15 protein-coding genes and 1 pseudogene are annotated in these 25,805 nt (G+C 37.2%); 9 read left to right on the top strand and 7 right to left on the bottom strand.

Annotated elements, in window-relative coordinates; all coding sequences use genetic code 11:
* Nucleotides 1–79 precede the first annotated feature (79 nt).
* Nucleotides 80–2,101, top strand: coding sequence for a catalase (locus NAG76_10360; GenBank protein ID URN96591.1), 2,022 nt, complete (start codon nucleotides 80–82; stop codon nucleotides 2,099–2,101).
* Nucleotides 2,102–2,416: 315 nt separating this feature from the next.
* Here NAG76_10360 and NAG76_10355 read toward each other — a convergent pair whose 3' ends face one another.
* Entirely contained in the window at nucleotides 2,417–3,631 is a 1,215-nt protein-coding gene (locus NAG76_10355) for an acyltransferase (GenBank protein ID URN96590.1), read from the bottom strand.
* A gap of 547 nt (nucleotides 3,632–4,178) precedes the next feature.
* Here NAG76_10355 and mgrA point away from each other — a divergent pair.
* Nucleotides 4,179–5,174 carry an L-glyceraldehyde 3-phosphate reductase gene (mgrA, locus tag NAG76_10350; protein URN96589.1) on the top strand — a complete coding sequence of 332 codons (996 nt, stop codon included), beginning with the start codon at nucleotides 4,179–4,181 and terminating at the stop codon, nucleotides 5,172–5,174.
* A gap of 101 nt (nucleotides 5,175–5,275) precedes the next feature.
* Nucleotides 5,276–6,106, top strand: coding sequence for an AraC family transcriptional regulator (locus tag NAG76_10345; protein URN96588.1), 831 nt, complete (start codon nucleotides 5,276–5,278; stop codon nucleotides 6,104–6,106).
* 124 nt (nucleotides 6,107–6,230) lie between these two features.
* On the opposite strand, the gene NAG76_10340 is transcribed toward NAG76_10345, so the two are convergent.
* A complete protein-coding gene (locus tag NAG76_10340; protein ID URN96587.1) occupies nucleotides 6,231–7,283 on the bottom strand; it encodes an NAD(P)/FAD-dependent oxidoreductase in 1,053 nt (350 codons plus the stop codon).
* 162 nt (nucleotides 7,284–7,445) lie between these two features.
* Here NAG76_10340 and NAG76_10335 point away from each other — a divergent pair, with 162 nt between their 5' ends.
* The 5 genes from NAG76_10335 to NAG76_10315 all read left to right on the top strand — a co-directional run bounded on the left by NAG76_10335 (nucleotide 7,446) and on the right by NAG76_10315 (nucleotide 12,387).
* On the top strand, nucleotides 7,446–8,231 hold the full coding sequence (locus NAG76_10335) for an ABC transporter ATP-binding protein (protein ID URN96586.1): 786 nt from the start codon (nucleotides 7,446–7,448) through the stop codon (nucleotides 8,229–8,231).
* Between the two features lie 115 nt (nucleotides 8,232–8,346).
* On the top strand, nucleotides 8,347–9,306 hold the full coding sequence (locus NAG76_10330) for an iron-hydroxamate ABC transporter substrate-binding protein (GenBank protein ID URN96585.1): 960 nt from the start codon (nucleotides 8,347–8,349) through the stop codon (nucleotides 9,304–9,306).
* A gap of 9 nt (nucleotides 9,307–9,315) precedes the next feature.
* Entirely contained in the window at nucleotides 9,316–10,323 is a 1,008-nt protein-coding gene (locus NAG76_10325) for an iron ABC transporter permease (GenBank protein ID URN96584.1), read from the top strand.
* The gene (locus tag NAG76_10320) at nucleotides 10,323–11,333 is read left to right on the top strand and encodes an iron ABC transporter permease (GenBank protein ID URN96583.1); all 1,011 of its coding nucleotides are present in this window, start codon (nucleotides 10,323–10,325) and stop codon (nucleotides 11,331–11,333) included. Before NAG76_10325 ends, NAG76_10320 begins: the two co-directional genes overlap by 1 nt.
* 88 nt (nucleotides 11,334–11,421) lie before the next feature.
* A complete protein-coding gene (locus tag NAG76_10315) occupies nucleotides 11,422–12,387 on the top strand; it encodes an iron-hydroxamate ABC transporter substrate-binding protein (protein ID URN96582.1) in 966 nt (321 codons plus the stop codon).
* A gap of 80 nt (nucleotides 12,388–12,467) precedes the next feature.
* Here NAG76_10315 and NAG76_10310 read toward each other — a convergent pair whose 3' ends face one another.
* The 3 genes from NAG76_10310 to NAG76_10300 all read right to left on the bottom strand — a co-directional run bounded on the left by NAG76_10310 (nucleotide 12,468) and on the right by NAG76_10300 (nucleotide 14,964).
* A complete protein-coding gene (locus tag NAG76_10310) occupies nucleotides 12,468–13,625 on the bottom strand; it encodes a beta-lactamase family protein (protein ID URN96581.1) in 1,158 nt (385 codons plus the stop codon).
* A gap of 12 nt (nucleotides 13,626–13,637) precedes the next feature.
* Nucleotides 13,638–13,835: a hypothetical protein gene (locus NAG76_10305; protein ID URN96580.1), complete on the bottom strand. Its 198-nt coding sequence runs from the start codon at nucleotides 13,833–13,835 to the stop codon at nucleotides 13,638–13,640.
* Nucleotides 13,836–13,986: 151 nt separating this feature from the next.
* Entirely contained in the window at nucleotides 13,987–14,964 is a 978-nt protein-coding gene (locus tag NAG76_10300; GenBank protein ID URN96579.1) for an alpha/beta hydrolase, read from the bottom strand.
* 609 nt (nucleotides 14,965–15,573) lie between these two features.
* Here NAG76_10300 and NAG76_10295 point away from each other — a divergent pair.
* Nucleotides 15,574–19,854, top strand: a complete 4,281-nt coding sequence (locus NAG76_10295; GenBank protein URN96578.1) for an S-layer homology domain-containing protein — start codon at nucleotides 15,574–15,576, stop codon at nucleotides 19,852–19,854.
* A 146-nt stretch (nucleotides 19,855–20,000) separates the two neighbouring features.
* Here NAG76_10295 and NAG76_10290 read toward each other — a convergent pair.
* Nucleotides 20,001–20,111 (bottom strand): annotated as a pseudogene (locus tag NAG76_10290) (arabinan endo-1,5-alpha-L-arabinosidase).
* A 102-nt stretch (nucleotides 20,112–20,213) separates the two neighbouring features.
* The gene (locus NAG76_10285) at nucleotides 20,214–25,751 is read right to left on the bottom strand and encodes an S-layer homology domain-containing protein (GenBank protein ID URN96577.1); all 5,538 of its coding nucleotides are present in this window, start codon (nucleotides 25,749–25,751) and stop codon (nucleotides 20,214–20,216) included.
* Nucleotides 25,752–25,805 lie beyond the last annotated feature (54 nt).

Genomic DNA, 25,805 nt, shown 5'->3' with positions numbered 1-25,805 from the left:
AACACTGCGTGAAGAATAATTATTCCTACTTAAGCCATAATATCCCTAATACCATTTTAGTCATTGGAGGGGTATCAAGATGAGCAATAGCAAGGATGAACAATTAGAGCACTATAGAGCTCATGATGAAGGAAAAATACTAACAACTAATGAAGGTTTAAAAGTTACCGATGATGAATTCACCTTAAAAGCCGGTGTTCGTGGTCCTACTCTTATTGAAGATTTCTACTTTAGACAGAAGATGACTCATTTCGATCATGAGCGTATCCCTGAACGTGTTGTTCACGCTCGCGGTTTTGCAGCACATGGACATTTCAAGGTATACGAATCGTTAGCACGTTATACGAAAGCGAAATTTCTATGTGACCCTTCTATTACTACTCCAGTTTTCACTCGCTTTTCTACGGTTGCAGGTTCCAAAGGTTCAGCAGATACCGTACGTGATGTACGTGGATTCGCTACTAAATTTTATACTGAGGAAGGGAATTATGATCTAGTAGGCAACAATATACCTGTCTTCTTCATTCAAGATGCAATTAAATTCCCAGATGTTATTCACGCTGTGAAACCTGAACCACATAATGAAATCCCTCAAGCCTCTTCTGCTCACGATACATTTTGGGATTTCGTAGCTAACAATCAAGAAACTGCACATATGATTATGTGGGTCATGTCGGAGCGAGCTCTCCCACGTAGTTTTCGGATGATGGAAGGATTCGGAGTACATACCTTTAGACTTATCAACGACCAAGGTAAAGCACATTTTGTAAAATTCCATTGGAAACCACTACTCGGCAGACAATCGCAAATCTGGAAAGAGTATCAAAAGGTTGCTGGTTACGATCCTGATTTCCATCGTCGCGATTTATGGGAAAATATTGACATGGGCAATGTTGTGGAATATGAACTTGGACTGCAAATTATCCCAGAAGAAGAAGAATTCAAATTCTCATTTGATATTCTTGATGCAACAAAAATTTGGCCTGAAGAAGATGTGCCCGTTCAAATCGTAGGCAAATTAACACTTGATCGCAATGTCGATAATGTGTTCGCGGAGACAGAGCAAGTAGCGTTCCATGTTGGAAATATCGTACCTGGAATCGATTTTACTAATGACCCACTTCTGCAAGGAAGGTTGTTCTCTTATACAGATACACAACTTATCCGTCTTGGCGGACCTAATTTTCATGAGTTGCCTATTAACAGATCAGTATGTCCATTCCATAACAATTTCCGCGATGGATTCGGAAGACAGACAATTAATGTTGGCCAAGTAAGTTACAATAGCAATTCGTTGTTTAACCATACACCCAGACCTGCTACATTAGCTGAGGGTGGTTTTGAACATTATCAAGAGAAAGTTGAAGGTCGCGTTATAAAAGATCGTGCTGATAGCTTCAAAGACCATTTCTCGCAAGCGACGATGTTTTGGAATAGTATGAGTACCATTGAGAAGCAACATATAAAGGACGCTTTCACCTTTGAATTGAGTAAAGTGAAAAGTAAATCCGTACAGCAACAGGTCGTAAATATGTTTGCTAACGTCAGCTCAGAACTTGTAGAATATGTAGCGGAGCGTATTGGCATTACTTACGTTGACAAGCAAAAACAAGCGCCAGAGAAGTTGAATACAAAAGCTTCACCTGCTCTAAGTGTAGATCAATCGCCTAAGTCAGCTCGTACTCGTAAAGTTGCCATCGTTATTTCGGATATGGTGCTTTCAGAGCAATTGCAACCCGTATTAGATGCACTGAACAAGGATAAGGTTCAATATCGATTTGTTGGTGAACGTCTAGGTAATGTTCTGGATCAAAATAACGGCGAATGGATGGTACAAGATACATTCTTCAACACAGATCCATGCCTATTCGATGGATTGATTATTGCTGGAGGATTGGAGCATCCACAACTCATCAAACCGTTTATTCTTGAAACGTATCAGCAATATAAACCAATTGCTTCCTTGCAACAATATGAATCGATATTAACGCAACTACAAATTACTGATCAGCCAGGAGTCATTCAAGCCTCTACAGCAGGTAAGAAAACCGGCTCACAGTTTGTTGAGGCTGTAGCCCAACAACGTTTCTGGAATCGATAGGTAGTTCAAACAGTGGACTTTGATAACGATGATTGGCTTCGTAGGTTATTCGACATCGATTCTGAAAGCCCACTATTTGAATCTTCATTGAAAGTTTCGTGCATTTAATCCTTTATTGAAAGTATCGAGCGATTGTCCGCTGGTGTACTCGTGCCGTACACTTTGCTGGGTTTCGTTTATAGTTAGGGTGCGTATGCTTCTGTAGAAACACTTTAACACCACACAAAAAAAGCCTTATCTATGCAGCATTTGCTGTGTAGATAAGGCTTTTCTCATTATTATATTCCTTGTATGAAGGGTAAAATATAGGGCAACCTACATTTGAACATTAGACGCATTATGTTTGGCTTTTGGTTGTGAAGGTTTCTTTTTCTTAATACTCCCAAAAATAAGCCAACTTTGCGGAATAAAACGAACAACTAATTCTACAACGATCCAAGAACCGATTAATGCAAATAGGAAACCACCTACATACCAAGCATGATGAACAATGCTAGCCCCACTTTCTGGCGGGTATAGTCGATATAGTAGTAATAAGTATGGATGGAATAAGTATACTCCAAACGATACTTCACCTAATCTTATTAGTAAATTTTTAATCGATGTTGCTGATTTTCTATAAAGAATAAAAGCTATTTGCATCAATATAATTGCTGTCGTTAACGTATGAATATTCCATACGAGATCAAATAGTGTTGAATTATAACTATCTAGTTTTAATCTAGTCTCATACCACATATATACATGCAATAAACCCGAACTTAACCATATTAGAGCAAATACACTCCAACCTATGACGCGTTTCTTCGTTACATTTTCTTTCGCAATATTGATCCACTGTTTCCATTTGTCATAATAAATTCCTAAGTAGGCACCTAATAAATAATACGTAAAATAACTTAATGACCAGCTACCACGAGCAGTAACTTGTGTTTCTAAACCGTATTTATTCACTAGGAAGAAGCCCCATTGAACGATGATTCCGATCAATAACAACCAATGAGTAAGCTTCGGATACTTTTTGAAAAACCATAAAAATAACGGAAATAGCAGATAAAACTGAATGCTTATATAGACAAAATATAGATGCGTATGTGCAGTACCATGTATCAACCGGTCGCCTAATGCAGACATCATTTCACCAAATGAGAAACCATTACCTAGAATTAATGGGTAACTTTCAGGATATAAATACAATTTCAATAGAAAATAAAATAGAGAAAAAGTGATGTACGGAACAATAATATACATTAATCTCTTCTTGTAAAAACTCGTAACTAATTTACCTATTAAAGGCCGATCATAATAATTGTAGAACAATACAAAACTACTTAAAAAGATAAACGTTGTTGTACCAAACTTCAAAAAGATATTTGCAAAATTATATAGAAAAAACCAACTAGAATCTATCATCCCTGTACTTACTGCAACAGAAGTAGAATGAATACTCAGTACTCCTAAAATCGCAATAGCTCGAACTATTGATAACTGTGGAATACTCTCTCGCTTTGTACTTAATAACTGGCTCATTGTGAGTTCCTTTCTTGTTGCTTTCCTTAGTCATTTTCATGCACCTAATATTTTACATTATTCTAATGATACACCCATTCAATAAATATAATCAAATAATTATTCGAATTAATTAATGTAAAATACCCAAAAATAATACAAATAATTAATTATATTCTAAAATAATAACACTACAATATGAACTTACACTTAATGCTTTCTGAATGTTAACTTAATAAAAAATATGCTCTTATAATTATATATTCCTTAATGTTTGAAGTAACGTATTAAATAGATTACGATAGAACAATCATGCATTATGCCATATCAATAAGACGTTTAGCTATATGTTTTTCACTATAAATTAATCATAATAAATGGGTAAGCCATACTTATTTATTATGATTTCACTTGCTATTTTCAGCAGTAATTCAGGAATTAACAAGAAGTTAGGTTTATGCTTTCGAAGCTACTTTTTGTTCGCAAAGACTCACAAAAAGTTAGGTTTATGCTTTCGAAGCTACTTTTTGTTCGCAAAGACTCACAAAAAGTTTTAGGAGGAATTATGATGACTTATACAGCTAATGAACAGCGTTATGCAGATATGAAATACAATCGTTGCGGTAATAGTGGTTTACTTTTACCTGCAATCTCTTTGGGGCTTTGGCATAATTTTGGAGGAAAAGATGTTTTCGAGAATGGACGAGCTATGACTCGTCGTGCCTTCGATCTTGGCATTACTCATTTTGATATTGCTAATAACTACGGACCTCCTTATGGTTCTGCAGAAGAAAATTTCGGGAAAATTCTCAAATTAGATATGGCTCCATACCGCGATGAACTTATTATCTCGACAAAAGCAGGTTATGACATGTGGGCTGGTCCATATGGTAACTTCGGATCTAAAAAGTATATGGTAGCAAGCTTAGATCAAAGCTTGAAACGTCTAGGTTTAGACTATGTAGATATTTACTATCACCACCGTCCAGATCCAAATACACCAATTGAAGAAACGATGACAGCTCTTGATCTACTTGTTCGTCAAGGGAAAGCATTGTATGTTGGTCTATCTAACTATAACGCTGAGCAAACAGCTGCTGCGTCTAAAGTATTGAAAGAGTTAGGCACACCATGCTTAATTCACCAACCAAGCTATTCTATTATCGATCGTTGGATCGAAGATGGATTACAAGATGTATTAGCTGAAGAAGGCATTGGCACAATTGGTTTCTTACCACTAGCACAAGGTGTACTAACTAATAAATATTTGTCTGGTATTCCTGCTGATTCTCGTGCCGCAGGTCATTCTATCTTCTTACATGAGGATAGTATATCTGAAAAGAAAATCAATATTGCGATACAATTACAGGAGATTGCAGCTGAACGTGGACAAAGCTTAGCACAAATGGCATTAGCTTGGGTGTTACGTGGCGGGAAAGTAACATCTGCTCTTATTGGTGCAAGTCGAGTAAGTCAAATTGAAGAAAACGTTGCGGCACTTCAAAATCTTGAATTTACTAGTGAAGAACTTGCTCGTATCGATGCGATCTCTCTAGGTCAATAATATCATCCATATATTTAGATCACGTTAAGTTCATTCTTCCGTAGTATTTTTCTATACGAAGAAGTTAAGCTGCGTTGATAGAAAAAATTTAGGAGTATACAATGATCGAATTTTTACCACAGCATCTACATCAACTTGATCTGTACTTAATTCAATATGGGCGGGAACAATGTACGCCTGGTCATTCCTTTGGACCTGCAATGCGAGAATATTATAAATTCCACTACATCCTTGAAGGTAAAGGTGTATTTGAGGTCAACGGTAAAAGATATCATTTACATGCTGGACAAGGATTTCTAGTTTGTCCTGGAACCATTACATTTTATCAAGCAGATCAAGATGATCCGTGGAAGTACTGTTGGATCGGATTCCATGGCATTAAAGCTCCTACTTTATTGAAACAAGCAGAACTGTCAGATGAAGCACCTATATATGATTGTGACAAAGCTGATTTTTTCAATAGCAGTATTGATCAAATGATAAAATCTAAACATGTAGAAGCTGGACGAGAATTAAAACTAACGGGTTTGCTTTATTTATGGCTATCCATCTTAGTTGAATGCCGAGGTTCACAACTTTCCTTAAAGCTGCGAGAACATAGTAAAGAACACTATATCGCCCAAGTCGTTCATTTTATTGAAATGAACTATGCTAATAAAATTTCTGTCCAATCTATTGCTAGCTTCATCGGCTTACAACGTAGCTATCTAAGCTCGTTATTCAAAGAGGTTATGAATAGTAGCTTACAAGAATATCTCATTACTTTTCGGATGCGTAAAGCATGTGAATTATTAAGTAATGTCGAGTTAACGATTGGTGATATTGCGAGATCTGTTGGATACGAAGATCCTCTTCTATTCTCGAAAATGTTCAAGAAAACGATGAAATACTCTCCTTCTCAATATCGAGAGAAACAGTTACTACGCATTTAAATAGTATTAATAAAGGGCATCTCAAAAATCATTTTATCATGACTTTTGAGATGCCCTCTTGTGTGTGTCACTACGTACAGAATGTACAAGGTCACATATACTGTTAGTCGAATATGATGTATTCCTATTGTTTCACAAGCATATGTTGAACAATTTCCTTATTCCGTTCTTTGAACAATTCATTATGTGAAGAAACCATACCATTTGTATTAGCATTAGGTTCAATATAACTTTTCGCTTTATTAACCGCATTAGCAGCATCTTGGAAAGTACCCGCAATGAGATTGAGTTTTCCATCATAGGACACGATATCTCCTACTGCAAATACACCAGCAACGGATGTTTCACAATGTGAGTTTCCAGCTATATAGTAATTATCTTTCAATTCTAATTGAAGTGGACTATTCTCCATTAACGAAATATCCTGCTCATATCCATGACTAATGACCACTTCATCAATATCAACCATCTGTTTTTCGCCAGTATCCGCGTTTGTTAACTCCACTCTCTCAATAGCTGACTTTTCATCATTTGCTATCAATTTTGTAATTGTCGTATTGAAGCAACATTGCACATTACTCTCCATAAGCTGCGTAACATGGGCTTCATGCCCCTTCATCTGATCTTTGCGATACGTTAGTATTACTTGGTCAGCTACGCCTACTAATTCATTTGCCCAGTCTAGAGCGGCGTTTCCACCGCCTGAGATCATTACCGTTTTTTTATGGAAAGGTTTAAATGATTTGATGGTGTAATGTAAATTACTAATTTCAAAGCGCTCCGCACCTTCTATTTCTAACTTTTGCGGTTTTAATATTCCGCTCCCAGTAGCTAGAAACACTGTTTTGGAATAATGTTTTTCACCAGTAGATGTGTAAATAATGAAATGTTCTTCCACCTTTTCAATACGTTCAACCTTTGTATCAAGTACAATTTTCGGACTAAATACCATCGCTTGTTTCGTTAATTGCTGAATCAATTGTGCACAAGGAATTGGCGGAATCCCACCAACATCCCATATTAATTTTTCGGGGTATACATGTAACTTCCCACCAAGCTCTGATTGGAAATCTATAATCTTGGTCTTCATTTCACGTAAACCGCTATAAAAAGCAGAATATAATCCCGATGGACCCCCACCGATAATAGTGATGTCGTATAGCTCTATATTGTTCATTATTCAAAACTCCCTATTTGAGTGGGTATAATAACATCCAAAATTTATCATTGACAATAACCGAAACATTTTTATATTATTATACTGCAAATGATAATCGTTATCAATTATTTTTTTATTCATTAGTTTATATATAAACAATCTTCATAAGGAGGAAATAAAATGGTTCGCCTGCTTACCAATGAACTTACTGTCGCATATGGTGAACATACTATTATTGATAATCTTTCAGTGGAAATCCCTGATCAGAAAATCACCGCTATTATTGGCTCTAATGGATGTGGAAAATCTACATTACTTAAAGCAATGACAAGAATTATTTCGCATAAATCTGGTCAAATTGTGCTAGACGGAAAAACGATCGCTTCAGAGCATACAAAGATACTAGCGAAGAAGCTCGCTATTCTTCCCCAAACACAAGAGCATTCCTCTGGTCTAACTGTAGGAGAACTCGTTTCTTATGGACGATTTCCTTATCAATCTGGATTTGGCAGACTTTCAAAGCAAGATTATGATGTAATCGATTGGGCACTTGAGGTAACAGGCACGATAGATTACAAACACCGCAGTGTGGATGCCTTGTCAGGTGGTCAACGACAACGTGTCTGGATTGCAATGGCGCTAGCGCAGGAAACAGATATGATCTTCCTTGATGAACCAACAACTTATCTTGATATGGCTCATCAACTAGAAGTGCTTGAACTGTTGCAACAACTTAATGTCAATCAACAACGAACGATCGTAATGGTATTACACGATTTGAATCATGCTGCACGTTTTGCTGATTATGTCATCGCCATGCGAGATGGTCACATTGTGAAACGTGGTACTGCGCAAGAAGTAATTACACATGAAGTTTTGAAGGAAGTCTATCATATCGATGCTGAGATCGGGACAGATCCGAGGACGGGGAAGCCAATATGTGTTACATATGAGTTACTTAAATAGGTTTACCTTCATTATAAGAGGTAGTTCAAAACGTAGACGTTGATAACGAAGTGTTGCAGAAGGCTTAAACGACATCGAATAGAAATAAGACTTACACTATAAGGAGAGAATTAAATTGAGAAAAATATTTATGCCACTATTAATCGTATTCATGCTTATCATCGCTGCTTGTGGTAGTAATAACACAACTAACAATGCTAGCAATAACACTCCAAGTACTACGAATAATAGTCAACAAGAAGAACCAGTTAATACTGAGCCCCAATTCGTAACTTATCAATCTGAGACTGGACCAATTGAAGTACCTGCTAATCCACAACGTGTCGTAGTACTTGCTGCTTTCAATGCTGGTAGCCTACTAGCATTAGATGTTCCTGTAGTTGGCGTAGATGAGTGGGCAGCTGGCAACTCTAACTATGCTGACAAATTAAAAGATGTAGCCATCGTATCAGAGGGTGATGTTGAAGGAATTCTTAATCTTGACCCCGATTTGATCATTGCTGCTCCAACGACAGCAAATCTTGATAAATTCAAAGAAATTGCTCCAACGATTACTTACACTTACGGCGCTTTAGATTACTTATCTCAACATGTTGAAATCGGTAAATTAGTTAGTAAAGAGGCAGAAGCTCAAGCTTGGGTAGATGACTTTAAAGCTCGTGCCAAGCAAGTAGGTAACGATATTAAAGCAAAACATGGTGATGATGTAACCGTTACAGTTATTGAAAATTTTGCGAAGCAAATGTACGTGTTTGGCGACAACTGGGGACGTGGTACTGAAATCCTCTATCAAGAAATGGGTCTTGGCATGACAGATAAAACAGCTGAAATGGCGTTAGCTGACGGTTACTATGCTTTATCTGTAGAAGTACTACCCGAATACGCGGGCGACTTCATCGTATTGAGTAATGATGGCGCTGATAATTCATTCAAAGAAACAGATACTTACAAAAACATTCCAGCTGTAAGTAATGGTCATGTGATCGAAGCAAATGCTGCTGATTTCTTCTTCAACGATCCTATTACTTTAGATTTCCAACTTCAACTTTTTGTTGATGGTTTTCTTGGAGAATAGGAAGTTATTATGAAGCATTCATGGCTACAAGCTATACCCTTTGCTTTGCAATTAATTTTTGCTGCTTGCTTAACTATTGTCGTATTTCTTATTGCGATAACGTTCGGTGCAGCTGATACTACGCTTAGCGATGTATATCATGCTCTATTCACAACAGTTAGCAATGACAAAATAACGATGCTTGAAGAAATTCGTATTCCTCGTGCAGTCGCAGCAATGCTCGTTGGCGGAGCACTTGCCATTGCAGGTGCTATTATGCAAGGAACGACTCGCAATCCCTTAGCTGATCCAGGCTTATTGGGATTATCTGCGGGAGCTAACTTAGCTCTCGCTATCTCTATTGTGCTCCTTCCTACGATCAGCACTTTAACAACCGTATGGGTTTGTTTTATAGGAGCAGGTATTGCCGTTCTACTTGTTATTGGTATAGGTTCAGCCAAAAGAGGAGGATTCTCCCCATTGCGCATCGTATTAGCTGGTGCCGCAATTACAGCCTTTCTTAACGCGATTACTGAAGGAATTGGGTTGCACTTTCAAATTACAAAACGTGTTTCCATGTGGACTTCAGGTGGGCTAATTGGTACTACGTGGTCACAGATAAGTATGATATCACCTTTTATCATTGTGGGTATAATTGTTGCACTCTACTACTCCAGATCACTGACACTATTGAGTCTTGATGAAGAAGCAGCTACTGGATTAGGTCAGAATGTAACTAAAGTGAAAATTATTCTTTTCACTGTTGTCGTCATTCTAGCAGGTTCCTCCGTCGCACTTGTTGGTAATATGGCCTTTATTGGCCTTATGATTCCTCATATTGTGCGAGCGGTTGTAGGCAATGATTATCGATATATATTACCAATGTCAATATTCATCGGCTCAACCTTTATGGTGCTTGCAGATTTATTAGGTAGAATCGTTACTGCACCATATGAAGCACCTGCAGCTGCTATTGTAGCAATTATGGGACTTCCTTTCTTCTTACTAGTCGTTCGCAAGGGAGGTCGAAACTTCTAATGCTACTTGCCCGTCAAAAAAGAAAACAACGTCTTACTTTGCTTATCCTTATAGTACTATTATTTGCTACGTTTATTGTAGGTATAGGAACAGGATCATCTGCACTTGGTTTTGCTCGTCTATTCCCTACTTTGTTCGGTGACGGTAGCTTTAAGGAAAACTTTACTTTATTCGAAGTGAGATTACCTAGAATTATCGTCACGTTGTTAGCAGGAATGGCACTTGCACTTTCAGGGTCAATATTGCAAAGTGTAACCCGCAATGATCTCGCTGATCCTGGAATTATAGGAATACATTCTGGTGCTGGTATCGGTGTTGCATTATTCTACATATACGTTCCTGCCCAAATATTAAGCTTAACATTTCTACTACCACTCGCGGCTTTCGGCGGAGCAGTTATTACAGCGGTCATTATCTATATCTTCTCTTACGAGCGAGGTGTCGGACTACAACCTATCCGCTTAATACTGATTGGTGTCGGTTTCTCTATGGCATTGTCAGGCATTATGATCTTTATTTTCTCAGCTGTTGATCCGTTCAAAGTTGAATTTATAACGAAATGGATGACGGGTAATATATGGGGAGCCGATTGGCCGTATATATGGGCTTTACTGCCGTGGTTGCTACTATTAATTCCGTTTACTTTGTACAAAGCAAATCGACTCAACATTTTAACAATGAGTGAGCCAACAGCCATTGGACTTGGAATCTCTTTGAATAGAGAACGAATAACATTAATGTTAACTGCTGTTGCACTAGCTGCTTCTGCTGTGTCCGTAGCCGGTAGTGTAGCTTTTATTGGATTAATGGCGCCTCATATCGCTAAGGCTATTGTTGGTCCAAGACATCAATTATTTATGCCTGTAAGTCTACTACTCGGAGGTCTATTATTGTTAATAGCTGATCTGCTTAGCCGTTTATTATTTCAACCGACGAGTTTACCAGCAGGTATTATGGTAGCCCTTATTGGTGCGCCATACTTCGTGTATTTACTTATGAAGAAAATTTAGTGTAAATAAAGAGCCTGCAATAGAGTAATTATCTATCTGCATACCTAGAAGTTATCATAAGAGGTTGTTAAAAGAGGAGAGAATCATATTGAGAAAAGTATTCATGCCATTATTAATCGTATTCATGCTTATCATAGCCGCGTGCGGTAGTAATAACGCAACTAATAGTTCAAGTAACAGCAATAGTAATACCAATGTAAATAATATTACACAACAAGAAGCGTCTACTACTACAGAACCGGAATTTGTAACCTATGAATCTGAGAATGGTCCAATTCAAGTACCTGCTAAGCCAGAGCGTGTTGTAATGCTCTCATCTGGTTATGTTGGTAATGTACTAGCATTAGGTATCCCTGTTGTTGGTGTTGATAGTTGGGCGATTGGAAGCTCTCTTTTCGCGGATAAGTTGAAAGATGTAGCAATTATATCAGAAGATGATGTGGAAGGCGTTCTTAATCTTGAACCAGATTTAATTATTGCTTCTTCTACTACAGCAAATTTGGAAAAGTTTAAGGAAATTGCTCCGACGATTACTTATACTTATAATGCTTTTGATTATTTATCTCAACATGTCGAGATAGGTAAACTAGTAGGCAAAGAGGCTGAGGCTGAGGCCTGGGTTAATGACTTTAAAGCTCGTGCCAAGCAAGCTGGGCAAGATGTAAAAGCTAAGCACGGTGACGATGTGACAGTGACTGTTATTGAGCACTATGCAAAACAGATGGCTGTGTTCGGAAATAACTGGGGACGTGGAACAGAAGTCATCTATCAAGAAATGGGTCTTGGTATGACGGATAAAGTAACCGAGATGGCACTTGCTGATGGATACTATTCACTATCTTTAGAAGTACTTCCAGAATATGCTGGTGACTTCATTGTACTAAGTAATGACGGTTCTGATAATTCATTCAAAGAAACTGATACTTACAAAAACATTCCTGCAGTAAGTAATGGTCATGTTATTGAAGCTAATGCAGCAGATTTCTTCTTTAACGATCCAATTACTTTAGAATTCCAACTTCAACTATTTATTGATGGTTTTCTTGGGAAATAGTAAATTATAGTGTAATAAAACAGATGAAGTTCCTCGGAATTCTACCGAGGAACTTCATCTGTTTTAAAATAAGATTCTTTTTATAAACAACTATATACAACATTACGTAGGCGTAAATGATGCTCAACTTCCAAATTAGGCAAACGTTGATGCATATATACAATCGAGAGTTGCTCTGCAGGATCAATTAATACGTAAGTTCCTGACATACCTGTCCAACCAAATTCACCTATAGAACCGCCATAATGCGCTGCAATAGGATCAATTAATGTTCTTACTCCTAAGCCATATCCATATCCAGCAGTGTAGGGATTGGCAAAGTCATCTAGTTGAACAGCATTAAGATGATTACTACGAATCAGATCTATCGTCTTCTTGCTAATAATTTGATAATTACCGGACATGCCACCATTGGCAAGCATCTGTGCAAATTTCGTGTAGTCTCTTGGCGTAGAATATATTCCTATACCACCACCGTTGTAGATTGCTAAAGGATCGAAATTCTCATCTCCACGGGCCCATGTAGGTGCCAGTTCATTATTATCATTCAAAGCATATAACGGTACAAAACGTGATTGTACATCATCTTTGAAACGATACCCAGTATCATTCATTTGAAGGGGATCAAGAAGCTCTTTCTGAATAAATTGCTCAATCGTTATACCACTTATTACCTCTACTAAGCGCGCGACAATATCATGGGAATATCCATATGCCCAGCGAGTTCCAGGTTCAAATAATAATGGTGCTTTCGCAATTTCCTTAATCATTTGCTCTAAAGTATGAGGACCTTTCGATTTTAGATCATCAGTCAGTCTAGTTATTTCTTGATGTGTTTTCGACTCGCCCCATTCGTAAGGAATTCCGGAAGTCATTGCGAAAATATGTTTCACAAGTATTGGATTTTGAGCAGGTTTCACATGTACATTACCATTTGAAGAATTATGAACGACTTGCATCTCTTTGAATTCTGGTAAATATAGATGCAATGGATCATTCAATAGAAACTTACCACGTTCAAAGAGTAGCATCGCTGCTGTACATACAATAACCTTAGTCGTTGAATAAAGACGGTGAATACTACGATCATTCATCGATACTTTTTGTTCACGGTCAGCATAGCCAAAGTAACCTTCATACATCATTTGACCATTTTTCGTAACTACACAACCACAGCCGACGATGTCCTGGTCTACAAACTCTTTTAATAGTTCATCAATATTATGTAATCGATTCATATATTCGGCTCCTCAACGTAAATATAGTAAATTATGGACTAATTTAGAAACGATTTCTCGTTTTTCCTCGATATACAAATCGAATGCTTTAATTCCTCGACGAGCTAGTTTAATAAATAGTACGATACAATAGATAACTAGAACAAAAAAACCTAAATATAATAGAATAGCGAATATTGTGAAAAATAATGAAGTTGGAAAAAATTCCAAAAACTCACTTCCTTTCTTTGAGTTCAACAAATATGTGACATATAAGTTATTTTCCATTTTATCACAATATTCCACATATATGTTTATCTATTAAATTCGCTACTACAAAATAAAAGAACAGTACTACTGATGTACTGTTCTTGAACTACTATTACACATATTCTTTTTTTATTAGATTAATCATACGCCTGATAGCATCTGCTACCACTTCTGGCTGTTCGATCGGCACATTTCGATCACTATTTGGGGCTACAATGAGTAGACCTTGCTCAGAGAGTTTTTTCATGTTTGCTGCTGTGTCGTATCTTGCTTGCTTCAGATCATTGGAGTCATCATCTATTCCTCCACCAATAATAACGGTAACAGGTATGTTTTTGTAAGATTTTACTTTACGAATTTGGTTAAATCCTTGTTCGATATAAGCTTGCTCATTCGCTATTGTTTTCACGGTCTTGTTCAAAGCGATTAATGTCCATATTTGTTTGCGTATCTCACGTGGATAATGATTTAGTAGTTGACGCAATGAAGATTGTAATCTAAGCAATCCTTTTACCACTCCGAAATAAGTTAACACCGTATAAAGCTTATACTTCTTCTGTTTTTTAAGTTGTTCCACTTCATACTGTTCAGGAAATTTCCCAGAATACTCATCTTCATGTAATGCGTCTACAAGGATCAGCCCGCTTACTTGTTTCGGATAGCGATGAGCGAACAAACGAGCATTAATAGCTCCATAACCATGACCTACAATTATAACAGGACCTTTAATATTTTCAGCTTGTAGCAATTCTCGTAAATCTTCAACATGACTCATATTTGTTCTTGGATAGGTGCCTCCATCACTATAACCATAGCCCGCACGATCATATGTAACGACTTTTGAAAAATGTTGCACCCGCTCAATTACCATATGCCATGTATATGAAGATGCCCCATACTCACTGCCGTGATCGAATACAACGGTAGGCGCTTCATTTTGGCCTGATACATGGATATGTAATTTTCTATGACCAACATTATGCAATTTACCTGCATAATGAAATTTATCTTGATTACGTCTATTCATTAGCATTTGAGTCCATATTAATGCTAGAATGACCGCTACTATAATGCTTACAACGATAACCATACTGCACTTCCTCTACTCTATAAATAGCCCCATATACTTTTATCTATGTTCACAACAGAAATATAGGTTTTCATATGATATCATACCATGTTATATCGTAAATTAAATAGTTGAAATAGTGAGCCCATTTTCATTTTGAAACATAATAGACTCACTAATTGGTGCAAGAACTTCGTTAACTCCTCTTCATTCAGACAATACGTTTAAGCTAATCATTCCGACACTGTAAAACTATTCATTTCAAAAGCTAATTATGTTTTTTTCTATAAATGAAGCTAGTCAACGCTATGTAAAGATAAGAAAAAAGTAAATATGAGAACAGCTCAATTATATTAACTAATTAATATAGGCATTAATATAATCATTAATTACATAAATCCCTCCTCCTTAATCAGATTATTCCTTTCAAATTTCCTTATTCAAAAAGTTGTTCTTGACGAAAAAATAATCATCTTATATATTTACATTAATGTATACACTAATCATTAATGTAAATATTACGTTTTAAACAACCGCAAAATGAAAACGCTTTATATATTGGAGGTGATTAATGTTTTACCATTGTATTTACGCACAATGCTATACCAATTTTAAGAGGAGGTTTATTAAATGAAGTTCAAGTCGCTTTCCCCTATACTTTGTGCTTTTTTAGCAATATTGTTATGCTTGCCTACTGCTGCATTAGCTTCAACTGGTAATACCAACAATCATTGGGCATCTGCAGAACTAGACAAATGGAAACAGCAGGATTACATTTCCGATACAAGTAAGCCTGATAAAGCAATGACACGACTTGAAATCATTATGATTCTTAATAAAGTTTTCAATCTCACGATAACAAGTGATGTATTATTCACAGATCTAGAAAATAATTCGGAGGCAAGTAGCCAAGTTAATATTGCAGCTACAGCTGGTTATATAAAAGGATATGGGGATGGTAGTTTCCGCCCCAATCGAGCGGTTACAAGAGAAGAAGTAGCCGTTATTCTACATCGCGTGTTTCAGTTAGTTGGTCAATCTGATGGATTAGACAAATTGCTAGATTCAGATAAACTTCATGACTGGAGCATTGCTGCCGTAGGAGCATTGTTACACGATCAATATGTCAAAGGTTATCCAGATCAAACATTCAAGCCAGCAAAATCGGTATCCTTAGCAGAATTTATTACAATGCTCAACAATATTGCACCGGTCATTATTACAAAACCAGGAGTATATTCAAATCTTACTGGTAAAAACATTATTATCGCTAGTCCCGATGTCACCATTATAGATAGCGACATTACAGGTAATATCTATGTTACTGGTTCTGCTGCAAAAGGCAATATTTCGATTGAAGGCTCCTCTGTTGGTGGTACATTGTTCAGCTATATCGCTGTTTCATTGATCACACTCAAATCTTCAAACGTATCGAATGAAGTAGCACTACAACCACAGGTGACTGCCCCATCTGTTCCAACAACAACACCTTCACCTACGAATGCGCCTGTATCAACACAGTCACCAACATCAACACCTACTCCGACGCCTACGGCAACATTAACACCTGAACCAACTACATCACCTGAACCATCACTAGTACCTCCTACTTACAAAGAAGTTGGTATACATGATCCTTCTATTATTAAATCAAAAGACGGCGAATATTATGTATTCGGTTCTCATATTGAAGCTGCAAAATCTTCTGACTTAATGAGCTGGGATCGATTCACTAATGGTTATACAACAACGAATAACCAACTTTTCGGTAATCTTTCAGAAAATTTACAAGAATCTTTTGCTTGGGCAGGAGAAAATGATGCAGATAATCTTGGTGGCTTTTCTGTATGGGCACCAGACATTATGTGGGTAGACGAATATGAGAATAAAGATGGCTCAAAGGGTGCTTACTTAATGTACTATAGCGTCTCTTCTACCGCTATTCGTTCTGCTATCGGCATTGCTACTTCACAAAATATCGAAGGTCCATATCAATATGTTGATACCATTATGTACTCTGGATTTACTAACAATGAAGCTTATGATGCTAAAAGTGTAATTAATAAGTATTGGGAAAATACAAATCTAGCTGATCTTAAAACCAATGGAATCATTACAGATGCAAGACCAGGCTGGTTCAAATCCGATGGTTCCTACAACAATGCGACATTCCCGAATGCTATTGATGCCAATCTATACCGTGATGCAGACGATCGTCTGTGGATGTCATATGGCTCATGGTCAGGCGGAATTTTCGTGCTTGAAATTGATCCTGCTACAGGAGCAGCGAAATACCCTGGAAAAGACGGGACCACATCAGATGGCAGACTAATTGATCGTTACTTCGGCACAAAAATTGCAGGTGGTTATGGTAAATCTGGAGAAGGCCCATATGTGAAATATGATGCACAGTCCGAATACTTCTTCTTATTTGTTACTTACGGATGGTTAGGTATTGATGGTGAGTACAATATGCGTGTATTCCGATCAGAATCTCCTAATGGGCCATTTGTTGACGCTAATGGAGATAGTGCTGTTCTAACTGCAACTTCAGTTCACGATTCCATTGGTAACAAAATTATGGGACATTATAACTTTGAACGCAATATTGGAGAACAGGGTAGCGGATCAGGCATTCAATATGTATCTCCTGGTCATAACTCGGTCTATATCGATGATGAAACTGGCGAAAGATTTGTTGTTTTTCACACTCGCTTCTCACAGCAAATAGATGGATTTGAGTTAAGAACTCACCAACTTATTATGACTGAAGATAATTGGTTAATTGCTACTCCTTATCGTTATGCAGGTGAATCACTTCAAGCAGTTGCTGAGAGTAAATTAGTTGGCGACTATAAATATATTAATCATGAACAAGATAGTTCCAAAACTGTTCATACATCATCTTATATTTCGCTGAATTCCGACCATACTATCTCAGGTGCAATTACTGGAACTTGGGAATTGGCGAACGATTATACTGCAAAAATAACGGTTAATGGCAGTCTATATACTGGGGCATTTATTGAACAATGGGATTCAGCATCGCAAGCTTATGTGATAGCATTTACAGCGATGGATAATGAAGGGAAAAATATATGGGGCGGTAAGTTGAAGTCTACTACTGCTCTTGCTCAAGATATTTTGAATGATATTACAATTACTCCTGCGACTAATATAATCGGTGATCTATCATTACCTACTAAAGCTACAAGAGATGTTGTAATTAGCTGGTCGTCCTCTAATTCTGCTGTAATTAGTAATAATGGGGTAGTTACTAGACCTAGTTCAACTGATAATGCTGCAGTAACATTAACTGCTTCTATTATAGTAGATGGAACTAGTCATTCAAAAACAATAGATGTTACAGTAAAACCAATTGAAGTAGCTGTGCTAGCTGCAAAGTACTCATTCGAGGACGAGCTGATTGATAGTCAGAATGCTAATAAGCAAGGAACGCTTGTTGGCGGTAAAATTACAGATACCGATAAAGGTAATATTAGCTATGGATCTGGAATGTTCGGAAAAGCTGCTTATTTCGATGGAGCAAGTGGGGTTGTTCTTCCTTCTGACCTTATCAATAGCAATACTTATTCTGTATCACTTTGGTTAAAACCAGAACAACTAACACAATTCACTACTGCTTTCTTTGCAGGAAGTGATGCGGATCACTGGATTAGTCTACTTCCAAAGGGTAATGCTCTTGATGGTACTATGATTTGGCACCGCAATAATACAACTGACAAATGGTTCGACGCTCGTACAAATACAACGATTCCGAATAATACTTGGAGTCACATCGCCTTCACGGTGGAAGAAGGCTATCTGAAATTATATATTAATGGAAAACTTCTTCATAGTAGCCAGAGCTTATCTGATCTATTCTCTGGTGACACTGATAATATCTTCTCCCTAGCAGTTAACTATTGGGATATTCCTTTTAAAGGATATATCGATGAGCTTGAAGTTTATACTGGCGTTCTTTCACAACAAGAGATTAGCGCCAAGCTTACAAGTGATAGTAAGGTTGATACGATTCAATTGGCTATTAGTGAGCAAATCATCTCGCTTAATCAAACATTTACACCAAAAAATATTACAGTAGTACCTGTCGTTGCTAATAATAAGCAACTAACATGGTCAAGTTCAAATCCAATAATTGCTACTGTGAATGCAATAACTGGAACAGTAACAGGTGTTAGCACTGGTACAACAACCATTACAGCTACTTCCACGGATGGCGGAAATGCTAGCACTAGTTATGTACTACATGTTGTTGAAGGAGCAATCGCGCACTTTAACTTCAATAATAATCTTGATAATAGTACAGTGGCAGGTAGTCAGGGCGCTACATATATAGGTAACAGAATTAATCTCAGCACGACAGATACTCCCGTATTCGATAACGGTCAAGGTATTGTATTAGACGGTTCACATGGTGTTTTACTGCCCAACTATTATTTTAATGATCAGACTTACAGTATTCGTTTTAATGTGAAGATGAATCAATTAGATCGATATAGCGCTCTATTCTTTGCATTCCAAAAAAATGATCAATGGTTAAGCTTCGTTCCTGGAGGGGCAGATCACACTAATGGAAATGCATTCCTTTGGGCAAACAATACCGGAGCAAATGGTACTGCGGATTGGTTTGATGGATCAACGGATCAAAAGTTCTCTACAACAGAATGGGTTCAAGTTACTATTACCGTTAATAACGGAACAGCTTCTATCTACTATGGCAATACACTTGTAAAAAGCTTCAGCAATTTTAAAAATTTATTTACTAGCGATACGACAACAGTTGCTCTAGGTGTGAATTACTGGGATGCTTCAGCAAGAGGATTTGTTGACGAGCTTAAAATCTTTGACTATGCCCTATCAGCTGAACAAGTTGCTGCTTTGGAATAATGATACTAGTCGAGCTTTATAACGTGTAAAACAACAAAAGCCTATTGTGTCCAACGTTAATAACGTTAAGACATAGTAGGCTTACTTATTTATGACGTAATAATACTAATGATGCTCAGTCTCAATCAATAATACGGACAACCATTTTAATCCCAATACAAATCACTAATCAACAGCTTTGGCGCACCATTCTCAGCTAAACTATACGCATGTCGGGCAATAACATTAGTACCATATACATCCTAACCACCTGGTCCGACCCTTAATTGTAATTACATTTTCTTTCAATAAAAATACACCTCTATTGGTTAGAAACTTCCAACCAATAGAAGTGCATTTAAGGTAAATCTAGCTCTCTATTATTTACTTGTTACTGCAAGAAAATTTACGATCATCTGAGCAAGTTCAGCTCTTGTTAATTGTCCTTGAGGATCAACAGTATGACCATTCTTCCCTTGAATTAAGGATAAAGCTTGAGCTTCACGAATATCTTTCACAGCCCATGCTGATACGTCATCCATATCAGTAAATTCTGTTTGTTCTCCTACATTTACCGTCAGATCTGGATTAAGATGACGATATGCTCTCATTAACATAACAATAGCTTCTTCACGAGTTACTTTATCCATTGGACGGAATGCATTATTGCTACCTTGCACGATGCCTAGCTCATTTGCTACATTAACAAATCCAGCATAATATGCATTCACATTAACATCCGCAAATTGATTACTAGCTTCCGGATCATAAATACCTAATGATCTGATTAGAGCCGTTGTGAAGTCTGCACGTATAACATTTGATGCTGGGCTGTAATTGTTAGCTGATGTTCCATTTACAATATGTTTAGCAGCTAAAATGGAAATGCTATGCTCAGCCCAATGATCAACAGTATCTTGGAATGACTTCACATATTCAGCTACAAAATATTGTCCCGCTTGTTTAACATCCACTTGAATTGTACCACCATTCACTTTACCACCTACATAAACTGGTTGACCATTAACAAGTTGATATACACCAACAAGATCAGCATCTAATGCAGTCATATCAAATGTCAGTGAGATGTTACCATCAACGTTTCTAGTCTCAGTTGCATTACTTTGACTAGTAGCTACTATCGTAACATCTAATACATGACTTGCATGTTGGAACTCTTTTGCTAAGTTAGGAGCAACTTCTGATTGTTCCTTCGATGCCAAAGTAACTTTTAATGTCTCATTGCTAGCTAATCCACTCCAAGTTGTAGCAGGAATAGTAATCTTTTGTTTCCCTATTGCAATTTCTAGATCATGTCCGTTCTGAGCTAATTGTGCAATAGCTTCTCTCGTAACAACAACATCTAACGTTTTTCCGTTCGTACTATTAACAGTAATAGAAGTTTTGTCAGACTCCTTCGAACCAACATCATCAAGCTCTACCGTAATTGTATTATTAGAAGTTTCTGGCGTTTCACTTGGCGTTGGTGTTGGCGTTGGCGGATTCGTACCCGTTGAACCACCAGCTGTTGTGAAGTTCCAAATTGGTGAAACTGTCTTACCAGAGAATTGATCAGTTACTTCTACATACCATTCATAGTTTGTACCTTGCGTTAATTGATCCCATTGAACTGAAGCTTCTGAACCACTAGTTATATTGTTAACTTCACCAATGATTTGTTTCGTGTGTATATTCACTTCGAAATAATCAGTAGCTACTCGTTTGTTCATTACACCTAAGTCTACATCCATATCGAATTCATCTTTACCAGGATATTCTGTCGGATCGTAGTAATTATAATCATCTAAATATGGTGAGTACGTTTTAACATGAATTTGGTCATTATCTAGATCGAATTGCAGTAGACGCATATAACCTAATCCACCTTTTTCAGCACCTTGATAATCAGCTAACATTTGATACACTTTACGATCTGCAATGCCGTCACCATTATCATCAATTTCATCTACAAGAGTTTCTGCATCATGGTAATGACCACTCAACGTGGCAATAACGTTAGGATACGGAACAACTACACGCTCATAGATTTCATCGGCAATTGGTGCACGATTATTAGAAACTAGCAAATATTCATGGAAAGCTAGAATAGCTTTACGATCTGGATGATCCTTCACAACTTGTTCAACCCAATCAATCTCTTCATCGCCGATGTTCCAGCCCATATATACGATGATGAAATCAATACCGCCAGCAGAGATCAGATCATAGTGACCACGGTTATTTTGATATGATCCACCGTATGTTTCTGTATCTTTAAAGCGATCTTCACCGTAATGTTGCCAATAGTAGGAGTAATCACCGGTTTGATGATCAACATCGTGGTTACCTGCCAATACGCCGTAAGGAATTTTTGCTTTTTCGATAGTTTCCATCGCTTTATTCGCAGCTTCCCATTGGTATGCTTGATCTGCATCATCAACGATATCACCTGTATGAATAATATAACGAATATCCATTGCTTCTTGATTATCTACAACCCATTGTGTATTATTCGAATAGATTTCAGGATAGCTCTCTGAGTAATATTGTGTATCTGACATCCATACAAATGAGAAATCATATTCATCCTCAGTTACAGGTCTTTCATCTTGCACCATGACATTAATGACACCATTGTCATTATAATCGCCTGCAAGAACTTTCGCTTCAAGCTCAAAATCTTCTACTTCAGCAACATAGTTATCTAGTAGATTCCATTTGCCAGCAGTAGGATTCCAAGCGTATAAACTAACTTTTCTTCCTTCTAATGAATTACCTTGCCATTTGATCTCGACTTCATCCGTTGCAACAACAGATGAATCTAGTTCGATCTCAAAACGTTGGTAAGGGAATGTTTCTGTAGCATCAGTTGTATAGTATTTGTTATCTACTGCACTAATATTGCTTAATGCAGATGTGTCCATCAACGTCTCAGATGAAGGAACTTTTTGTTTTGGCGGCTCTACAGTAGATGAACCGTAATATGCGGTGAAACCAGCAGCACGGTTACTATCATATTGGAAGCCACGTTTGAATAGGACAGACATCTCATCCTCTTGCGGATCAGTCACTTTAACTTTTAATGTCGGTAATAGATCAACATTTTTACTACCTGATTGTGGCGTAATAACCTCTACAGCATATGGGTTATCATTATCAATTGTAAATGTGACCGTTTCTACTGAACGATTACCTACAGTATCAATTGCAGTTACTGCAAATGAATATGTCCCAGAAGCTAATGCACCTGTGGACGTCTGATATGGCAACTCGATACTGTCACCATTCAATGTAGCATCAACAGATTTTACACCAGCATAGTTATCAGTAACTACTGCATCTAGTGTAAATTCACTACGTAATACCTCTTCATTAGTAATCGAAGGAACAATCGTTGGTGCTGTATTATCAACAATAACCGTTTGTTCAAGTTGCTCATTACCCGCTACTACTATAACATGATGCGCGCCATCTTCTGTTTCTAGTGTGTTCCAGTCATAAGCAAGTGACTGTAAGTTAGCACTTGTCAATTCAAACTTGAATTCAATTGCTTCATGCATTCCTGCACTATCGCCCATTTTGATGATAGTATCTTTATTATTGAAAGCTGGATCATAAATATTAGTTCCATCGGCTAATATTAGACGTACATTACGAATTTTGAAATCATCTTTATTTTCTTCAGGGCGGTCATCGAATGGACCTGATTTCGTTCCTGCACGGACAGCTATTTCATTATTACCTAGCGCAAGTCGCTCTGCTGAAATAGGCACTTTAATTGTTGTGTACGTGTTAATAGGATCAAGGAACGTATGAAGAATTTCCGTACCCATCGTAACTCCGTTTTTAAAGTAATAGTTGACATCGGTAGCTTCAAATACAAAATATGCTTCTGATTCTAATGCCGCATACGTATCCACTACCTCTTGTCCATCAATGGCTAGTAGTAATTGGTCTGGAGTTAATGTATCAGAAGCAGCTTTCAATGTTGTAGTTCCGCTTATGATTTGATTGTCTTTCACGTTTAGACGTAAACTATCGTTCGTCCCGCTATTCTTAATATTTACAGTATAGATTGGTGACGTTAAGCTATTCGGACCATCCGAATATTCGAAATAATACATAACATTATTTCGTCCAATAAACTCAGTCGAATTGATCGTATAAGTAAATTGATTCGTTCTATTCTCATCGTACAAATAACGTTTAGAATAAGCGGCATCTTTATCCGTCTTGTAATATAAGATTACTGATTTTACACTTTCGTTATCTGTTACTTCTGCTTGTATCGTAAGATCAGTAATTTCATCCACTTCAGTAACATTCGTTAGATCAGTAAATACAGGAACTTCGTTATCTTCGATAGTTTTCAAAGGAACTACAGGTACTTGATTCGGTAATACGTAACCAGGTGAAGCATCAATCGTTCCTACTGCAAATTCGAACATCTCTGTATTGCCAACTTGATACTGATAGTGACTGCCTTTGTTAACAACGTTCGTAATTGAACCATCATAATAGGCTACAGAAATATCTTGATGCGTATTGGTACCAATTGCGATACCACGTCTAGAACTATTCGCTAGTCCATCATTATACAATTTAACGATATTTTCATTTTCAACTAGACTTGTCTTAAATTCTTTATTAAAGTCTGCCACAGTTAAGCTTCCATTTGCAGAATTAATATTCCAAAATACCATCGTATCCATTGCTTTAATCGTAATATCTTCTTGATTTGTAGGCCATACAACGTCTGCTACTCTTCCGGAATCGGTATAGACATAATACAATTTGTAATCTTTGAAGTTAATATCTTTATCTGTATTATTGTAGATTTCAATAAACTCATATGCATCACTTCCGCCTACATTATTACTGTTCGGCAATAGCTCTGTAACGAGCATAATTGGAGCTTCTTCACTAGTTGCTGCAGGATCAACTATTGTAATGTCATAGACTGGAGTTACAATTGGTGCTTGGTTATCGCCTACTACTTCTATGTAGTACGTTAGCTTATTATGGGATGTTAATTGGCTACTTACAATCGTAGCATTTTGCTGTGTTAATGTGCCTGTCATGCTCATTTCTGTATAAGCTGTCTCATCATCGAATTTGTAATATACTTTACCACTTACTGTATTAATCGCATTAGATATAGCTAAGTCAATTGCAAAATCATTAGTAGTAATCAAACGATATGTACTTGGTGTATGTTGTATCTCAATTGGTAAAGCTGTAACAATCTCGTCAAGTCGTACTAGTTGATCTGGCGAAATAATCCCAGGAGATGCGTTAATTGTACCGGGATTGTCCATCATAACCATAGCTGTATCACCCGCATTAGGCATACGATAGAAAATACCTTTGTCCGGTTTTGTTTGATCATCGTTATCATATGATGCTTGAGAGATTACTGTACCTTTATTGTTTCCATCTAAGACTGTTGGATCAACAATTGCTAACGTTCTTGCCGCGCTATTGTGCATCCCGCCATCTGTCATAACTTTGAAAAGATTCGTTCCATCTGCAAGCGAAGTGCTGTAATTGTTATTAAACTGCTCAAGTGTAACGTTCTTCACATCTTCAGTAAGAACCCAGATTACGATAGCATCGTGGGCAGGAATTGTCATACTGTTGTAAGCAGCACCGACATTCCAGTGTGTATCAGTAGTACCGTGGCGATAGCGTAGTTCATAATCTTTGAACTCAATCGCCACGTCCGTATTATTATATATTTCAACAAATTCATAAGCATCTTTCGACGCTACATTCGCAGAATCAGGCACCAATTCTGTAATAAGTAAATCTGGTTTACTATTTTCACTTGCAAAGCTCATGCCAACTGGTGCCATACTGAAAATGAGCGCTACCAGTAACAAAATAGCTATTCCTTTTCGATGTTTAACTGCGTACATGAATAAATTCCCCCTAACATTGATAGTCTCAATAATAGGGGGAATTTGTCATCT

Source organism: Candidatus Pristimantibacillus lignocellulolyticus (genome assembly GCA_023639215.1).
GTDB classification, from domain to species: domain Bacteria; phylum Bacillota; class Bacilli; order Paenibacillales; family Paenibacillaceae; genus Pristimantibacillus; species Pristimantibacillus lignocellulolyticus.
The sequence above is the reverse complement of the archived record's forward strand: the minus strand, read 5'-3'. Positions and strand labels throughout refer to the sequence as shown.